This is a genomic window from Candidatus Thiothrix phosphatis (genome assembly GCF_035668035.1).
Classification (GTDB): Bacteria; Pseudomonadota; Gammaproteobacteria; order Thiotrichales; family Thiotrichaceae; genus Thiothrix; species Thiothrix phosphatis.
Genome location: NZ_JAYMYJ010000152.1, coordinates 121,393 through 138,213 on the forward strand (window position 1 = coordinate 121,393; position 16,821 = coordinate 138,213).

The window sequence follows — 16,821 nt, forward strand, 5'->3', positions numbered from 1 at the left end:
CTTGAATCAATAAATTACAACAACATTAATCAAGAGGAGAACAATAATGAAGCACTCTACTCGCACTGAAGGTGAATTCACCATCGTCACCATTGAAGAATCCCGTATGGACGCCGCTGTCGCGCCTGAATTCAAGAACTGCATCGCCCAATTGCTGGCAGGCGGCGCCAACCGGCTGGTGCTGGACATCAGCAGCGTGCAGTTTATGGATAGCAGCAGCCTTGGCGTCCTGGTCAGCCTGTTGAAAATGGTGGGCAATCGTGGCGACCTGATGATTGCGGGTGCCAAAGGGATTGTTGCCGACTTGTTCAAATTGACCCGTATGGATCGGGTGTTCCGCATGGTTCCGGATGTGGGAAGTGTGCTGGGAACTGTTGCAGCCTAATTTTTGAGTAAAATAATAGCGAGGGTGACTGATCCATGAAAGCGATGATTCTGGCCGCAGGAAAAGGGACGCGGGTGCGCCCCATCACCGATGAGGTGCCAAAGCCCATGATTCCCATCCTGCGCAAGCCGGTGATGGAATCCATCATTGAACTGTTGCGTTCCCATGGTGCCAACGAGATTGTGGTCAATACCAGCCATCTCTCATCCGTGATCGAAAACTATTTCCGGGATGGCTCCCAGTTGGGCGTGGAAATCGCCTATTCCTACGAAGGCTGCATGACGGATGAAGGGCTGGAAGGCAAAGCGCTGGGTTCGGCGGGGGGCATGAAGCGGATTCAGGAGTTTTCCGGCTTTTTCGATGAAACCTTTATCGTTTTGTGCGGCGATGCATGGATTGACCTTGACATTGGTGAGGCGTTGCGGCGGCATCGGGAGAAAGGCGGCCTCGCCTCCATCATTTTGCAGGAGGCACCGCGTGAGGAGGTCTACAAGTACGGCGTGGTGAAGCTGGAAGAGAACCAGCGCATCGTGAAGTTTCAGGAAAAGCCCAATCCGGCGGAAGCGGTTTCCAACCTGATCAATACGGGGATTTATATCTTCGAGCCGGACATTTTTGAGTATATCCCGTCCGGTGTGGAATACGACATTGGTGGGCAACTGTTCCCGGCATTGGTGGCGGCGGGTGAAGAGTTTTACGGCTTGCCGATGGATTTCCAGTGGTTCGACATCGGCTCCGTTTCCGGCGTGTGGGCGGCGACCCGGATGGCGTTGCAAGGAAAAATCCATGGCTTCCAGATGCCGGGCAAACAGGTGAAACCGGGTATCTGGACAGGCATCAACGTCAGCATCGACTGGAAACAGGTGACGATGACGCCCCCGGTTTATATTGGCGGCAGCAGCAAAATTGAGGCGGGGGCGAAGATTACAGGCCCCTGCATGATTGGTGCAAACTGTGTGGTGGAAAACGGCGCGGAAGTCACCGAGTGCCTGATTGGCGACTATACCCGCATTAGCGGCATGGCTTCGCTGGACAAAAAGCTGATTTTCGGTGGCGATTGCATTTCCCCGGATGGCGGCGTGATGAATGTCGGTGAAGCCCAGATTCGCTGGCTGGTTGACGATATGCGCCGGATGCTGAATCCAGGTGACCTGCATGACATGATGCTGTTCAGCAATATGCTCAGTTTCCACGAGACGATTGCGCAGGAAAAGGAGGTGGCCTGATGGATGCGGATTACCGGGAATACCATATTCGTCTTTCCATCGACAGCCGTCTGGAGCAGGTGCGCATCCTCTCCGGTGCCTTGCGTGGCATCGGCCAGGAACTGGCGCTGTCGGAAGACAAGCTCGGGCAACTTGAGCTGATTCTGGTGGAAGCCGTCAACAACGTTATCGAGCACGCTTACCAGTTGCAGGGAGGCAATGATGTGCATGTGCGGGTGGAATATAGCCCGCAGCAAATGCACCTGGTCATTTCTGATCACGGCCACGCCATGCCTGAGGAGTTACATGCCGGGTTCAACGGGATGCCGGATCCGGAAGGGCTACCGGAAGGCGGCTGGGGGATGGGGCTAATCCAAGCGTTGGCGGATTCCACCCATTATATCCGGGACGCCCAGGGCAACCACTTGTATGTCAGCAAGCAACTGGCCTGACAGGCATGTTTGAATGCTGAAAACGTGGATGACAAGCAAAACTGACGTTTGGCTTGTCATCAGCGCGCCCGTTGCAGCACCCGCTTGAGCGCCGCTGTATCGAAATCAGCGGTGACGACGGCTTCGCCCAGCGATTTCATCAGCACTAACCGCAAAGTCCCATCCAACACTTTCTTGTCGACCGACATGTAGCGGGTGAAATCATCGCCCGACATCTGCGCCGGTGGGTCAACCGGCAGTCTGGCACGTTGCAAAATATGACGCACGTAAGCCAGCTCCTCGGCGGAAAGCCAGCCCATTTGTTGCGAGAGTTCCGCCGCCATCACCATGCCGGTGGCGACCGCTTCGCCGTGTAGCCAGTTGCCATACCCCATCGCCGCTTCAATCGCATGGCCGAACGTATGCCCAAGGTTCAGCAAGGCGCGCTGGCCAGATTCGCGTTCATCCGCCGCCACGATTTCCGCCTTGTGTTCACAGGAACGGTAAATGGCGTAGGTCAATGCCTCCGGGTCACGCGCCAGCAGTTTGTCCATATTGGCGTCCAGCCATTGCAGGAAGACGGGGTCGCGGATTAGGCCGTATTTCACCACTTCGGCGATCCCGGCGCTAAGTTCACGGTCTGCCAGCGTATTGAGCGTGTCAGTGTCGATCAACACGCATTGGGGCTGGTGGAATGCGCCGATCATATTCTTGCCCAGCGGATGGTTGACGCCGGTCTTGCCGCCGACGGAAGAATCCACCATCGCCAGCAAAGTGGTTGGAATCTGGATGAAATTGACGCCACGCTGGTAACTGGCGGCGGCGTAACCGCACATGTCGCCCACCACGCCACCGCCCAAGGCGACCAGGGTGGTTTTACGGTCAGCTTTTTGTTCCAGCAGGTGGGTGTAAATCCGGTTGAGGGTGTCGAGGTTTTTGTATTCCTCGCCATCCGGCAGGATGACGGCGGATTGTTTCAGGCCATCCAGCAGGGCTTCCACAGGCCGCAGATACAGTGGGGCCACCGTGGTGTTGGAGACAACCGCAACGCTTTTGCCCCGGATGCCAGGCCTGATCAGGTCGGCCTGTTGCAACAGGCCTTGGCCGATGTGGATCGGGTAACTCCGGTCGCCAAGGTCAAGATGGAGCGTTTGCATGGGCATTTTCCTGTTCCTGTAATTGTTTCAGTTTGTTGTGGATGTCGCGCAGGATGACGTTCACTTTCTGTTTGCCGGTGGGCACGACCAGATCGGCCACTTCCAAGTACAGCGGCTCACGGGCTTTCAGCAGGTCACGCAGTGTTTGCAGGGGATGGGCCGTTTGCATCAGGGGGCGGTTCTTATCATGTTTGATGCGTTGGAAGAGCTGTTCCGCCGTCGCCCGCAGGTAGATGACGCAACCCCCGGCTTTGAGGTGGGCGCGGTTGGCGTCGCGTAAGACGCCGCCGCCGCCGGTAGCCAACAGGATGCCGCACATGGAGCACAATTCCGCGATGACTTGTTCTTCGCGGTCGCGGAAGCCTTGCTCGCCTTCAATCGCAAAAATGGTGGGGATACTGACGCCTGTACGCTCTTCGATCACCTTGTCGGAATCGTAGAACGTCAGGCCCAGTTTGCGTGCGAGATGTCGTCCTATGGTGGATTTTCCCGCGCCCATCAGACCCACCAGAATGATGTTGTGTTGCATCCCGGATTTATGCCAGCACCGGGCGCGGGAATCAAGCGCTTATCAGGATTTGCTGTCCACAATCTTCGGCGTTACGAAGATCAGCAATTCACGCTTGGTGTTGCTTTTTGTATCGCTGCGGAACAGCCTGCCGAGCACTGGCACATCGCCCAGCACCGGCACCTTGCTGCCGTTTTTGTGGTTTTCTTCCTCATGCACACCACCGAGCACAACCGTCTGGCCATTTTGGACCAGCACTTTGGTCTGGATTTCGCGGGTGTTGATGCTGGGCACGCCGCTGAAAATGGTGCCGACAGTGTCCTGGTTGACTTTCAGGTCCATCGAGATATGTTCATCCGGCGTGATTTGCGGCGTGACCTCCAGGCTCAGGACGGCTTTCTTGAACGCAACGTTGGTGGCACCGCTGGAAGACGCTTGCAGATAGGGGATTTCCACACCCTGTTCAATCAGCGCCTTGGTCTGGTTGGAGGTGATCACGCGCGGAGTGGAGATGATCTCACCCTTGCTTTCCGTTTGCAGGGCAGACAATTCCAGGTCGACCAAGAAGTCCGGGCTGAGGATTGAGAACCCATAGCTGCCGATGGAGCCAGTGACCGGCAGGTTGACGCTCAGGCGGTCGCTTAATCCCGGCAGTGTAATGGTTTTGTCGGTAGTGCCGCCGTTTTTGGCTGCGTCAACCAGGGCTGCATTAGCAGTGTTTAGGTAGGTTGTGGTGCTGTCGCCCAAATGGCCAGTGCCGATTCCGATGCTGTCACTGTTGGCCCACATGGGGGTGACGCCGAAACGTGCGCCCAGTTCCTTGCTGAAATCATCATTGGCGATGACGATACGGGATTCGATCAGCACTTGCTCGACCGGAACGTCCAGCGCTTTGACCAAGTCACGGATAGCCCTGACCTGGCTGGCGGTGTCCTGCACCAGCAGGGTGTTGGTGCGTTCGTCCACGGAAACCTTGCCGCGCGGGGAGAGCAGGGATTGTTTGTCTTCACCCTTGGATTTTTCGATCAAGCCCGCCAAGTCGACAGCTTTGGCGAAATTGACCGGAATGTACTCCGTCACCAGCGGCTCCAGCTCCTGTTTGGCCTTGATGGACTCCAGTTCCTGTTGTTCCTTGGCGGCAAGCTCGGTTGCTGGTGCCACCCAGATGACATTGCCGTTTTCACGCATGGCCAGGTTTTTGGATTGGAGCACAATATCCAGCGCCTGATCCCACGGGACATCTTTCAGGCGCACGGTGATGTTGCCTGTCACCGAATCGCTGACCACAATATTTTTGTTGGTGAAATCCGCCAGCAATTGCAGGACGGCGCGGACTTCAATGTCCTGGAAGTTGAGCGACAGCTTTTCGCCAGTAAAGGACTTTTTCTTTTGCTCCACCGCCAGTTTCTCTTCCGGGGAAGTTTTGAGCTTGTCGATGTAGACCGTATATTCACTGCCATTGCGGTTGCTGCGGTAATCAAACCCTTCATGGGCGGTAATCTGCACCCGGGCACTGGTGTTGCGTTGTGACACGTTGATGTCGCTGACTGGGGTGCCGAAATCCGTGACATCCATGCGTTTCTGCAAATTGGCAGGCGCATCAACGTCGGCAACGGTGAGGGTGACCGTGTTGCCGCGTTTGTCATCCTTAACCTGGGTATTGGCTGAGGGCAAACTAATAATTACCCGGCCTCCACCGTCCGGTTCACGGCGAAAATCTACGCCTTGCAAGGTTGGCGAGGCGCTGACTGGCGCTATGGCCGTTGGCTGGCTGACGGGGTCTGGACTGCTTATCACCATGGGAGGCGGCGCTGGATTGGTCATGGCCATTGTGTCAATGGCTGGAGGCAGCACCGCCACAGGTGGCTGAGTGACTGCGCTAGGCGGAGCATACCAAGAGTAGTCTGCTGGCAGGGCATTAGGCACTGGCAATTCTGGTAATGGCAGGGCAGGGCTGGCCGTGGCCTGTTTCTGTTCCCATAGTGGCTGGTTTTGGGTGTTGGCTGCCGTTTTTTCAGCTTTTTGGGCTGGTGGTTTGCTTTCAGGCACAGACGCCGGTTGTTGGGTGGGTATGGTGAAATAGGTTTTTTCAGTCGCTGGCAGGTTGGCTTCCATCGCTTTGCTGCTGCGTTGGACTTGCGGCGCACTCCCACTCCCGCCCCCATTGTCAAAGCGTATGATGACTGAACTGCCGCGGGACTCCACCGTGTGTTCCACTGGATTGTTCAGGTGTATGACCACGCGTGCTTTGCCTTTGTTGTTGGCGGCGTCAACACTTTGGACTTGGCCTACATTGACGACTGTGCTGCGGCTGTTGGGCCCGATTTCCGTTGCGGGAAAGTCGAAGATGAGGCGGGATGGATTATTCAAAACAAAGCCCTTAGGCAGGTCGACTGGCGAGTTGAACTGCAATTGAACCTCGGTTTTGTTGTTGCCTACCGCTTGGGCAGTAATGTTTTGCAATTGTTTGTCTGCCGCGAGAACAAGGGCGCTCGCTGGAATGCAGGCCATCATGATTGCCAAAGCAACGCTTCGTCTTATTGTTTTCATTTGGTTGCCAATCCTTAACTGAATCGCGACACAAGTCATTATTGTTATTTATTGAATACTAATTCTTGGTATCTTTGTTTTTCGGATCTGAGAGCGCGATGCTGTTGTCACGCTCCTTATAACCGCCAAGACCATTTTCGACAATTTCTTTCAACGTAACCCGAGTTTCTTCTACGGTAATAATTTTGCCGTTGTTTTTCCCCAGGTAATTACCCGTTTTGGCTCGGTACACCGTTCCGTCAGGAATGCGGATAAGCGCCCATAACGCTCCATTTTGGTTGATGGTGCCAACCATACGCAAACCATCCAATGGAAAGCTTTCCAGAAATTCTGGCACCCGGTTGGGGTCTGGCTTTACGGAGCTTTCCGGGTCTGGCGCCTTTGCAGGAGCCAGGATTTTGGAGTCAAAAGGATCCAGTTCATGCCCTGGATAAATAAAACGTACATAAGGCTTGATTTCCGGGATCGGCTCAATTGGTGCAGGCGGTTTTGCTTTTACCATTTGCACATATTGGTTCAGGTCGCTCACGTCCCTGCTACAGGCAGCCAGTGATGCTGCCAAGGCAATGCTCACGGATAACTTAATCCGTGTTGATAGGGTGCTTCTCATCCTTTATTGCCCCCATTGTTGGTGGCGGCAGGTTTTGCGTGGCCGAGTTTGTTTGCCACTTTGTCATTGGGAGACGCTGGGGTATCGCCATTGTCGCCATCTTGCAGATAACGGAAGGTTTTTAGGATGGCCTCCATACGTAAGCGCTCGCCTTTTTCTTCCGGTTTTAGGTCGATATTGTTAATGGTGACAATTCGTGGCAGACCGGAAATGTCGCTAACAAAGGTGGCCAGTTCCCTATAGGAGCCTTTGGCAATAATTTTGATGGGCTTTTCTGCGTAGAAATCCATGTGCACTTCGGCTTGTGGCTCAAACAACTCCAGCTCTAGCCCATTGGAGATCCCCTTTTCCGAAATGTCCAGGATCAGCCCGGGAATCTCGGTGTCGCTGGGCAACTGGCGTAACAACATGCCGAAAGAACGTTGCATTTCTTCCAATTGGGCCGTGTATTGTGGCAATTGGCTGGCACGTTTTTGTTTGGTTTCAAAATCTGTGCGTAACTCTTGTTCCTTTTGCTCCAGGCCATTCAGCTCATCCATCTCTTTGGTGATGACCAACTGATAGCCAAGAAACAGGATCACGCCCATGATGAAGGCTATGGCAATGGATTTGATTGACCAGGAAACACTGCCAGGGTCGTCAACCAGGTTGTTGAGTTCCTGAAGATTCATAACGGCCCCCTACTTTGTATTGGCGGGCTTGCCCGCTTTGTTGCTGGTGACGTCTTTGGCTTCTTCTTCCTGGCCCTGACGCAATAGCTGCTTTACATCCAGTTTGAAGTCCCGCAGCAGGATGTCATCATCTTTCTGTTTGGCCTTGTCGTCGGTCGAAATAATATTCAGGTTGGATGAACTCAGCCAGGAGGAGGCATCGAGCCGGTTCATATAGCTGGAAACCCTGGCGTAGGATTCCGCCTTGCCCTCCAGTTGCACTGTGGTGCCATCCTGTTTCAGGTGCAGCAGGTACATGCCTTTGGGAAGGGCGTTCACCATTTCGTCGAAAAGGTGGACAATCGCTGGGCGGGTGCTTTGCAGGTCTTCAATGATTTGCATCCGATCCAGCAAGGCTTGGCGGGTCTTGTCCAGCTCGTCAATTTCCTTGATCTGCTTGTCCAGTTGGGTAATTTCATTGGTTAGCAACTGGTTGCGTTCATTTTGGTAATCCATGGAGTTTTGCATTAACAGGTGTGCGGCGAATACGCCCACAGCCGCCAATGCAGCGCTGATGCCCACCAATGTGAAGAATTGCTTTTTCTTTTCTTCACGCGCTTTCTCCCGCCAGGGAAGCAGGTTGAGGCCAGCCATTACTCAAGCCCCCGCAAAGAGAGGCCAGCGGCAATGAGCAGGGCTTGCATGTCGTTGGTGAACCTGACCGGGCTTACCCGTGAGCCGAGGGCGACCCGCGTGAAGGGGTTGATGACCCGGACGGGAATGCCGATGGCAGACTGGATTTGTTCATCAATGCCCGGAATGCGCGCGCAGCCACCACAGATCAGGATCTGCGCTACGCTGTCTTTCTGGCTGGAGGCGTAATAAAACTGCAAGAAACGGTGCAGTTGGCGCACCATGTTGTCCTTGAATGGCTCCAGCACTTCGGAGACATAGTTTTCCGGCAGGTTGCCTTCTTTTTTCGCCAACCCAGCCTCCTGCCAAGTCAGGCCATAACGGTGCATGATTTCTTCCGTCAGTTGGCGCCCGCCAAATGTTTGCTCACGGGAAAAGGTCAACCGACTTTGCTCAAATACGCTGATGCCTGTCATGGTGGCACCGAAATCGACGATAGCCAGTGAATCGTGTTGTTCCAACTCATTGGTCAGGTGCCGCAGGACTTTTTCAAGGGCGTGCGTTTCAGTGTCGACGATTTCAACACTTAGACCGGCCATCTCAGCTGCGGCGACCCGGACTTCCACGTTTTCCGAGCGGGTGGCGGCCAGCAGGACATCAACCGTTTCCGGCGAGTTGGCGGATGGCCCCAGAATCTCGAAGTCGTAATTGACTTCGTTCATCGGGTAAGGGATGTGCTGCTCGGCCTCCATCGACATCTGCGCTTCCAGTTCAGAGGGTGGGATGGTGGCCGGCATGGGAATGATTTTGCTGATCGCCATGGATGTCGGAATCGCCAAGGAGCAACGCTTAATACGGGAGCGGCTGTCGCGCAGGGCGCGGCGGATAGCCTCGCCAACGGGTTCCGGCTCAACAATGTCCTTTTCATTGGCGACGCCTTCCGGTAGGGGGGCAACTGCGTAACTTTCGATTCGGTAGTCGCGTCCTTTGCGGGTCATTTCAACCAGTTTGATGGCGGAAGAACTGATGTCCAGGCCAAGCAGGCTTTCTTTTCGTGGATAAAATGAAAACACAGGTAGTCCCGAGGTTATTGTTATTATTAAGCGTTGTTAGTTGTGTCTTTTAATTATTTGCAGGTTCATGGTAGCGTCGAATGTCAAAATAGTCTACTCTGCCTGCCTTGGGTGGCGTGCTTTCAGATAAACGGGAGCCGTGCGTAAACGAATAAAAGTTAATGTAGCTATGCGGTTCATCTTCAAATTTCTGCAGATTATATTAGGCGCATTCTTCGCACTCTTGACATTGGGGGCGGTTGGGTTGTTCCTGCTGTATTCACATTACTCGCCCCAGTTGCCCAATGAAGCTGAATTGCACAGAATTGATGTCCAGGTGCCTTTACGCATTTATACCCGTGATGAAGAGCTGGTGGCCGAATATGGTGAGCGGCGCAGCCGTCCGGTGAAACTAAGTGAAGTGCCCAAGAACCTGAAGCAGGCGTTTATTGACATCGAAGACGCCCGTTTCTATCAGCATCAGGGCGTGGACTTCAAAGGGGTGATGCGCGCCGTCCATAGTGTTTTGTCGACTGGTTCGGCAAGTCAGGGGGCCAGCACGATCACTATGCAGTTGGCGAGAAACGCGTTCCTGGATTCTGGCAAGAATTTCGAGCGCAAGTTCAAGGAAACCTTGCTGGCGATCAAGCTTGAGCGCACCTTAAGCAAGGACGAAATCCTTGAGCTGTACCTGAACAAGATTTACCTTGGGAACCGCGCTTATGGCATTGCTTCTGCGGCGGAAACCTATTACGGAAAACCATTGGGTGAGCTGACGCTTGCGCAAAGCGCCATGATCGCGGGTTTGCCGAAAGCGCCTTCACGGTATAACCCGATTGTGAATCCGGAGCGGGCAATGATCCGCCGCGACTATATCCTGAAACGGATGCTGGAACTGGGTGACATCTCCCAACAGGATTACCAGATAGCTGTCAATGAACCCAACACTGCCCAACAGCACAAGACCGAGATTGAAACGGAAGCGCCCTATCTGGCGGAAATGGTGCGTTCAGCGATCGTCAAGCGATTTGGTGAGGCCAATGCTTATACTCAGGGCTATCATGTTTATACCACGCTGGATTCCAAACGGCAGGCGGAGGCAGCGGCGTCCTTGCGGAATGCGCTGCAATCCTATGACCGTCGCCATGGCTATCGCGGCCGGGAGGATACCGTCAACCTGAGCGAGTTGAAGACTGAAGACGACATGCGCGACAAACTTTTCACCTATCCGGTTTTCGGTGACCTTCAGCCAGCGCTGGTGTTGAAGGTGGACGCTAATTCAGCAGATTTGCTGGTCGGCGAGTCCCGTATCCAACTGGACATGGACGCGGTCAGGTGGGCGCGGGAGTTCAAGGGCGAAGACCGGCGTGGGGCGGCTCCCCGCCGGGTCAGTGATGTGCTCAAGGCCGGGGATATTGTGCGGGTGCGTCAGACTGACAAGGAAAAAAATACCTGGACTCTAGCCCAAATTCCGGAAGTTGGGGGTGCGTTGGTGTCTTTGGATCCTGCTGATGGCGCAGTGCGCGCTGTGATGGGGGGATTTGATTTTTACCAGTCCAAATTTAACCGGGCGACCCAAGCGTTGCGCCAACCAGGTTCCAGTTTCAAGCCGATTATCTATTCAGCAGCTCTGGCGAAAGGCTTTACTCCCGCCAGTGTGGTGAATGATGCGCCCATTACCATTCCTGGCAGCAACTGGAAACCAGAAAATTTTGGCGGCAGGTATATCGGCCCGACAACCTTACGGGAAGCGTTGGCCCGGTCGCGCAATCTGGTTTCCATCCGCCTCCTTCGCAGCATTGGCGTGAATTATGCGGTTGATTTCGCCACACGTTTTGGTTTCCGTAAAGAAAACCTCCCACCCAACCTGACGCTTGCTTTAGGTACGGGCATGACTACGCCGATGGAAATGGCGACAGCGTATGCGGCTTTCGCCAATGGCGGATACAAAATTGAGCCATATTTCATTACCCGCATTGAGGATAGGAACCACAACAAATTGTTTGAGGAAATCTCGCCGAGGATTTGTCCAGGCGAGGTTGATGCCTGTGTCATCAAAAAGGCGGAGGACAAACGGGCAGGTGCCGAAGGTGTTGATGGCAAGGAATCCGCCAATAAGCAAGACAAGGCAAAGGATAAAAAAAGCGAGAAGCCAGAAGATAAGAAGTCAGATAAACCTATTTGGGAAACAGATGCTGTTGTCGGGCCGAAGGTTGGCGATAAAGATGTGTATCCCGCCGCCAAGCGAATTCTGGACAGCCGCACCCATTATGAGATTGTCAGCATGCTGCAAGGCGTGACGCAATTTGGTACAGCCGCCCGTGCAGGCCGCAGCCTGAACCGCAAGGATATCGCTGGCAAGACGGGGACAACCAATGACCAGAAAGATGCCTGGTTTTGCGGTTTTACGCCGGATGTGGTGACGGTCGCCTGGGTGGGGTTTGATGACATGTCCAAATTGGGTGAAGGTGAAACGGCGACCAATGTGGCCTTGCCGATGTGGATTGACTATATGCACCGGGTCTTGGAAGGGACGCCATCCAAGGAGTGGGATAAACCCGTCGACATTAAGGAGGCTGATTTGGGTAAACCGGCTGATAACAATACCTCGACAAGGGCGAGATCCCGTTCGCAACGCAACGGCAACGGTTTTCAGTACAAGAATGAGCGTGATTTGGCTCCGTCCAGGAATGTCCAGCAGGTTCAGGCTCCCCGCCGTCCGCCAGAACGGGTTGAAATCCCCGAGCAGCTTTTCTAATGCGCAATACACGAGAGGAACTTCGCCATTTGGTGGCGGAGGAAGCAGCCCGCCTGATTTATGAAGAAGGCATGCGTGATTATCGGTTAGCCAAACAGCGGGCGGCTGAACAGTTGGGGGTAAATGCCCATAATGGTAGTGCGCAACCCTCCAATGAAGAGGTTGAGGCCGCGATCCATCAGCACATCCGCCTGTTTGACGCTGAATCCCAGCCAGTCTTGTTACTCCACCATCGGGAAGTGGCATTGGAAGCTATGGATTTTCTACAGGCTTATCATCCTTATCTGACCGGGGCGGCGTTGGAGGGGACTTCCAGCCCGCATTCCGCAGTCACCCTGTTTCTGTCTGCAGATAGTGTGGAAGAGGTGATGTTTTTCCTCGAAGATCAGCATATTCCGTTTCAGATACATGAGCGGAAGACCCGTTTGGGGAGCAAAAAACAGGAATACTTCCCGCTGCTGCGTTTCTATGTCGACGATGTGGAGGTCGAGTTAATGGTGTTTCCGCATGATGACCGTTTTGCCAGTGCGCCTATCAGCCCGGTTACTGGCAAGGCGATGAAGCGTGCAGACCGCAAGAAAGTGGCGGCGTTGCTGGCTGAGTGATCAGGTTATAATCATGACTGATCAGCGCGCTTTATTGTTAGGGCTATACGCTCATGGGCTTGCTGCTGTTCATGGCGAGCAGGCTGTTTATCAGGCTTTGCATCGGCAGGGAAAACGCGGGCAGCGCCATGTTGTCGCCATTGGCAAAGCTGCTGAAGCAATGTTTAGTGGGGCTGCCCGTTATTTGCGGGATGCAATGTTGACTGGCTTGGTGATTACCAAACAAGGACATGTCACTACTTTGGGGCAGGGGTTGGACAACGTTCAGGTGATTGAATCCTCCCACCCGGTTCCCGATGAATCTTCTTTGCAGGCTGGCCAGGCTCTGGTCACTTGGTTGCGAAACCTTCCTGAAAACGAGCCTGTCCTGTTCCTGATTTCCGGCGGCACATCCAGTTTGGTCGAAGTGCTCCAGGATGGCTGGACATTGGAACGGCTGCAAGAAACGACTCAGGCGTTGCTGGCGGATGGTTCTTCCATCAGTGAAATAAACGCCGTGCGCCGTGACTTATCCCTGATCAAGGGCGGCAAGCTCTGGAATTATCTTGGCAAGTGTCCAGTGAGCTGTTTGTTGATCTCTGATGTTCCAGGCGATGATCCGTTGGTTATTGGCTCCGGTTTGCTTTTTCCTCCGCCTGAGGATGATTTTGATTGGGAAATTGTCGCCAGTAACCGGCAGCTGCTGGCGGCGATGGCGGCAACGCCCACAGATTTGCCAATCACCATTATGCCGGAGTTTCTTGAGGGCAATGCCGAGGTTGTCGCTCATTTGTGCGTCGAACACTTGCGCAATAGTGTTCCGGGAATTTATGCGTGGGGAGCGGAAACCACGGTTCAGCTGCCTGAACAACCCGGACATGGTGGGCGCAACCAGCAGCTAGCCCTTGCCGCTGCTTTGCACATCTTGCCGGGTGAACGCATTTATCTGCTGGTGGCGGGCACGGATGGTACGGATGGCGTTACCGGGGATGCAGGCGCATTGGTTGATGGCGAAAGCATCCGGCGTGGGAAATACGCCAATCTTGACCCAATGGCTTGTTTGCAGGCTGCTGATGCCGGTACATTCCTTGACGCCAGCGGGGATCTGATCCATACAGGGCCAACGGGCACCAACGTCATGGATGTCATCATCGGTCTGAAAGTGTAATGCAAAATCTCTACGCCGCAGCCTATGCCTGCCTGATGCAAACCAATCTTGAGCAGAAACTTGCCGGTGCCGCCCAGCTTCATGCCGATTGGCTGGCAGGAATGCTGGTGCGCATAGATTCGCCTGATTGTCCAGTGCAGCCGGTGCCGGTTCCGGGGCGTCCCGCCAAGCCAGAACTGGTGCATCCCAAACATGTGAAGCAACGGCAGTTGACGACTCAGGAAGGGCGGCGGGCTTTGTTGCACGCCATCGCCCACATCGAGTTCAACGCCATCAATCTGGGGCTGGATGCGGTCTACCGTTTTCGCAGCATGCCGGATGCTTATTATGGTGACTGGTTGCAGGTTGCGGCGGAAGAGGCTGGCCATTTTCAACTGCTGCAAGCACGGATGTTGGATTTTGGTTGCCGTTATGGCGATCTGCCCGCACATAACGGTTTGTGGGAACAGGCCTGCAAGACCGATTACGATGTCATGGTGCGGATGGCGTTGGTGCCAAGGGTGCTGGAAGCGCGTGGTTTGGATGTGACGCCCGGTATGATGGCGCGTTTGGGTGAGGTTGGGGATGTGCAATCGGTTGAGATTCTGGAAATCATTCTGAGGGACGAAATCGGTCATGTGCGTATCGGCTCCCATTGGTTCCGCCATTGTTGCGGGCAGCGGGGGTTGGAGCCTGAGAGCACTTTCCGCCAGTTGCTACGGGATGTGATGCAGGCCCCATTGCGTGGGCCATTTTATACGGAAGCGCGTTTGCAGGCCGGTTTTAGCGCTACAGAGCTGGAGCAGTTGCTGGAAATGGAAAGGGCCTGGATGATGGAAATTTCCCATTCTCGCTAATATCGAGGATTAATAAGATAAAATATTTTAAGAAGATTAATGTTTAATCAATATTTTCATGGGTGTTTTTCTTTGGCGAGCATCCATGGATGCATCTCAGGAGTGCCTACTCGCCTTTTTTATGTTCTAGAAAATTATTCAATCCGGCCGTTTATCAGGGGCTGTTGGCCGTTGCCCACATTTCCGGAAGCATATTCTTCGGCTTTGGAGCAGACTTTTAGCTGTTCAGTGTCTTCAGCAAACATGGCAGATTATGTATTATTAATTGCATAAATTAATTAATATAATTATATTGATAGAAAGAGACAATTCGCAAAGAACCCCATGAGTTGTCTATAAATATCGGTGAACTTTTCTGTCATGGTATTTTCTAACTAAATGGTCGAGTTCGTGTCACTTCTGGTGGTTTTGTCATGCGCAAAATAAATAAAAAACTGGTTTGGTTGATGTTGGTTTTGGGTGCGTGCTCAATGGATTTGCATGCTGATGAAGCAAATGAGTGCCTGCATGCAAGCACCAAAGCGCTTCAGAAAAAAGCGGAGCCTTATCAGGTGGAAATCCGTCAGGCCGCCAAACGATATGATGTTAGCCCTGCCTTGATTAAGGCAGTGATTGCAGCAGGGAGTTGTTTTGAGCCAGCGGCGGCGTCTGACAGTGGTGCTATTGGTTTGATGCAGCTCATGCCAGATACGGCAAAGCGGTTCGGTGCACTGGATGTGTTTGATCCAAATACCAATATTGATGCGGGAACCCGCTACCTCAGTTATCTGCAGAAGCGTTACCAAAATAGTATTGCTGAAGTTGTCACCGCCTATAGCGCCAATGAAGGGTGGGAATGGCAACATGAAGCCATTACAACGCCCTTCAAGGCAGCGCGTGAGACGGCCACACGGATACTCGGTGTTTGGTTGCAGTTGGAAAACAATAAAAAGGCCAACCGTCAGGCTCTATTACTACTAGAGGATTGGGGTAAATCTGAGCAGGATTACCATCAGGCCCTTTTGGCTTTGCCTCCTACCAATGAGCAAAAGGCTAATGCGAAATGGCTAAAGGCCTGGATAGCTAAGGTGCATTACCCACGAACACAAGAGTTGCGGGGTTGTGGCGGACTCAGTGGCAAAGCGATGGAGGCTAAGGCTGCGCCTTATCAGGATATTATTAAGCGGGCGGCGAAGCGCCATGCGATAAGTCCGGCCTTGATTAAGTCGGTGATTGCCGCTGAAAGTTGTTATCGTGAAATGGTTGTGTCTCCAAAAGGTGCTGCTGGGTTAATGCAACTTATGCCTGCGACTGCGGAAGAGCTTGGCGTATTTGACATTTTTGATCCAGAAGAAAATATCAACGCGGGCTCTCGATATTTAGGGTACTTGCTAAGAATGTACAACGGCAGCATTACCCATGCCATTGCCGCCTACAATGCGGGAGCTGGCAGGATAGAACGAGGCGCGCCAGTCACTATTTCCTTTACGGAAACAAGAGGCTATATACAGAATGTCCTGACTAACTTGGTCAGGTTGGAAAAAGGTGGCCAAGCCGCTCAGGCCGCCCAATTGTTGCTGGCTGACTGGGGGCGGGCTGAAGAGAATTATCAGGCAGGTTTGCGGGGCGAATCTTTGGAAAGCACTTCTCTGGCGCAAGGGATGTCTGATGATGTGTCGATGCAACCTGCTGCTGTGGCTCCAAGCAGCACTGAAATCCTACCACAGGGGCAACAAGTCGCATTACATGAACAGCCTTCAGTCCCGCCAGCGGCTGGGCAGCAGCCAGAATTGGCATTGGCGTATTTGCGTAGCGAAAAAGCAGCGGATACATTGAAGCAACCAGACGCCCAGCCCAGTGCGAAGCTGATTTCTGCACTTGATCAAGGGATAGTGAGGGTTAAGCGCATCAGTGCCGTTACGGAGTCGGAACAGCCTATGGCGATGGCTATGCCAGTGGCTGAGACTGTTGAAGCAGGCGCAGGGGTTGCGCCTGCTGCGCTGAATGAAGCTGTTGGACGAGAAGCTGTGGATGTTGCGCCAGCGCCAGTTGGATTACCACGTTGTGATATATTTCCTCAATCCCTTTTCATGTTTGCACAGCTACAAGGGAATGGGCGTTATGGGGCGTTTTTCTATACTGTCCAGGCAGGGGAAACCTTGGAATCAATAGCTGCCCAGCTTGGTGTGAGCGTCTTGGACATTAGCAGATTGAGTAATATATCACCAACAAGTGCAGCTCCAAGACCTGGAAGTCGGCTGAAAGTAGGCGAATGCTCTAGAATGTAGCCAGTATCTCCACTATGAAATGTTCAC

The 16,821-nt window shown here is 53.5% G+C and carries 15 protein-coding genes; 8 read left to right on the forward strand and 7 right to left on the reverse strand.

Features of this window, described 5'->3' with window-relative positions:
• Positions 1-46 precede the first annotated feature (46 nt).
• Genes VSS37_RS19990 through VSS37_RS20000 form a run of 3 tightly spaced genes read left to right on the forward strand, consistent with a single transcriptional unit; the run spans position 47 to position 2,042 of the window.
• Positions 47-385: an STAS domain-containing protein gene (locus tag VSS37_RS19990; RefSeq protein ID WP_324698084.1), complete on the forward strand. Its 339-nt coding sequence runs from the start codon at positions 47-49 to the stop codon at positions 383-385.
• 35 nt (positions 386-420) lie between these two features.
• On the forward strand, positions 421-1,611 hold the full coding sequence (locus VSS37_RS19995) for a nucleotidyltransferase family protein (protein WP_324698086.1): 1,191 nt from the start codon (positions 421-423) through the stop codon (positions 1,609-1,611).
• On the forward strand, positions 1,611-2,042 hold the full coding sequence (locus VSS37_RS20000; protein ID WP_324698088.1) for an ATP-binding protein: 432 nt from the start codon (positions 1,611-1,613) through the stop codon (positions 2,040-2,042). Before VSS37_RS19995 ends, VSS37_RS20000 begins: the two co-directional genes overlap by 1 nt.
• A gap of 59 nt (positions 2,043-2,101) precedes the next feature.
• Here VSS37_RS20000 and aroB read toward each other — a convergent pair whose 3' ends face one another.
• The 7 genes from aroB to pilM form a co-directional block, all read right to left on the reverse strand.
• A complete protein-coding gene (aroB, locus tag VSS37_RS20005) occupies positions 2,102-3,178 on the reverse strand; it encodes a 3-dehydroquinate synthase (RefSeq protein ID WP_324698089.1) in 1,077 nt (358 codons plus the stop codon).
• Complete coding sequence (aroK, locus tag VSS37_RS20010) at positions 3,159-3,707, reverse strand: shikimate kinase AroK (RefSeq protein WP_324698091.1); 549 nt, start codon at positions 3,705-3,707, stop codon at positions 3,159-3,161. Before aroK ends, aroB begins: the two co-directional genes overlap by 20 nt.
• Before the next feature lie 42 nt (positions 3,708-3,749).
• On the reverse strand, positions 3,750-6,149 hold the full coding sequence (locus VSS37_RS20015; RefSeq protein WP_324698093.1) for a type IV pilus secretin PilQ: 2,400 nt from the start codon (positions 6,147-6,149) through the stop codon (positions 3,750-3,752).
• A gap of 145 nt (positions 6,150-6,294) precedes the next feature.
• Positions 6,295-6,765: a pilus assembly protein PilP gene (locus VSS37_RS20020; RefSeq protein ID WP_324698094.1), complete on the reverse strand. Its 471-nt coding sequence runs from the start codon at positions 6,763-6,765 to the stop codon at positions 6,295-6,297.
• Positions 6,766-6,842: 77 nt separating this feature from the next.
• Positions 6,843-7,517: a type IV pilus inner membrane component PilO gene (locus VSS37_RS20025; protein WP_324698095.1), complete on the reverse strand. Its 675-nt coding sequence runs from the start codon at positions 7,515-7,517 to the stop codon at positions 6,843-6,845.
• A gap of 9 nt (positions 7,518-7,526) precedes the next feature.
• Entirely contained in the window at positions 7,527-8,150 is a 624-nt protein-coding gene (locus VSS37_RS20030) for a PilN domain-containing protein (protein WP_324698097.1), read from the reverse strand.
• On the reverse strand, positions 8,150-9,202 hold the full coding sequence (pilM, locus tag VSS37_RS20035; RefSeq protein WP_324698099.1) for a type IV pilus assembly protein PilM: 1,053 nt from the start codon (positions 9,200-9,202) through the stop codon (positions 8,150-8,152). The genes VSS37_RS20030 and pilM overlap by 1 nt, the downstream gene beginning before the upstream one ends.
• Positions 9,203-9,497: 295 nt before the next feature.
• On the opposite strand from pilM, the gene VSS37_RS20040 reads away from it, so the two are divergent.
• The 5 genes from VSS37_RS20040 to VSS37_RS20060 all read left to right on the forward strand — a co-directional run bounded on the left by VSS37_RS20040 (position 9,498) and on the right by VSS37_RS20060 (position 16,794).
• On the forward strand, positions 9,498-11,939 hold the full coding sequence (locus VSS37_RS20040; protein ID WP_324698101.1) for a penicillin-binding protein 1A: 2,442 nt from the start codon (positions 9,498-9,500) through the stop codon (positions 11,937-11,939).
• Entirely contained in the window at positions 11,939-12,544 is a 606-nt protein-coding gene (locus VSS37_RS20045; RefSeq protein ID WP_324698102.1) for a hypothetical protein, read from the forward strand. The genes VSS37_RS20040 and VSS37_RS20045 overlap by 1 nt, the downstream gene beginning before the upstream one ends.
• Before the next feature lie 13 nt (positions 12,545-12,557).
• A complete protein-coding gene (locus VSS37_RS20050; protein ID WP_324698104.1) occupies positions 12,558-13,691 on the forward strand; it encodes a glycerate kinase type-2 family protein in 1,134 nt (377 codons plus the stop codon).
• On the forward strand, positions 13,691-14,527 hold the full coding sequence (locus VSS37_RS20055; RefSeq protein WP_324698105.1) for a ferritin-like domain-containing protein: 837 nt from the start codon (positions 13,691-13,693) through the stop codon (positions 14,525-14,527). The genes VSS37_RS20050 and VSS37_RS20055 overlap by 1 nt, the downstream gene beginning before the upstream one ends.
• A 413-nt stretch (positions 14,528-14,940) precedes the next feature.
• The gene (locus VSS37_RS20060; RefSeq protein WP_324698107.1) at positions 14,941-16,794 is read left to right on the forward strand and encodes a transglycosylase SLT domain-containing protein; all 1,854 of its coding nucleotides are present in this window, start codon (positions 14,941-14,943) and stop codon (positions 16,792-16,794) included.
• The last annotated feature ends 27 nt before the right edge of the window (positions 16,795-16,821 follow it).

Coding starts and splice junctions, on each gene's coding strand:
- VSS37_RS20045 (WP_324698102.1), top strand. CDS start 11,939: ATGCGCAATACACGAGAGGAACTTCGCCATTTGGTGGCGGAGGAAGCA.
- aroK (WP_324698091.1), bottom strand. CDS start 3,707: ATGCAACACAACATCATTCTGGTGGGTCTGATGGGCGCGGGAAAATCC.
- VSS37_RS20055 (WP_324698105.1), top strand. CDS start 13,691: ATGCAAAATCTCTACGCCGCAGCCTATGCCTGCCTGATGCAAACCAAT.
- VSS37_RS19995 (WP_324698086.1), top strand. CDS start 421: ATGAAAGCGATGATTCTGGCCGCAGGAAAAGGGACGCGGGTGCGCCCC.
- VSS37_RS19990 (WP_324698084.1), top strand. CDS start 47: ATGAAGCACTCTACTCGCACTGAAGGTGAATTCACCATCGTCACCATT.
- VSS37_RS20050 (WP_324698104.1), top strand. CDS start 12,558: ATGACTGATCAGCGCGCTTTATTGTTAGGGCTATACGCTCATGGGCTT.
- aroB (WP_324698089.1), bottom strand. CDS start 3,178: ATGCAAACGCTCCATCTTGACCTTGGCGACCGGAGTTACCCGATCCAC.
- VSS37_RS20030 (WP_324698097.1), bottom strand. CDS start 8,150: ATGGCTGGCCTCAACCTGCTTCCCTGGCGGGAGAAAGCGCGTGAAGAA.
- VSS37_RS20000 (WP_324698088.1), top strand. CDS start 1,611: ATGGATGCGGATTACCGGGAATACCATATTCGTCTTTCCATCGACAGC.
- VSS37_RS20060 (WP_324698107.1), top strand. CDS start 14,941: ATGCGCAAAATAAATAAAAAACTGGTTTGGTTGATGTTGGTTTTGGGT.
- VSS37_RS20025 (WP_324698095.1), bottom strand. CDS start 7,517: ATGAATCTTCAGGAACTCAACAACCTGGTTGACGACCCTGGCAGTGTT.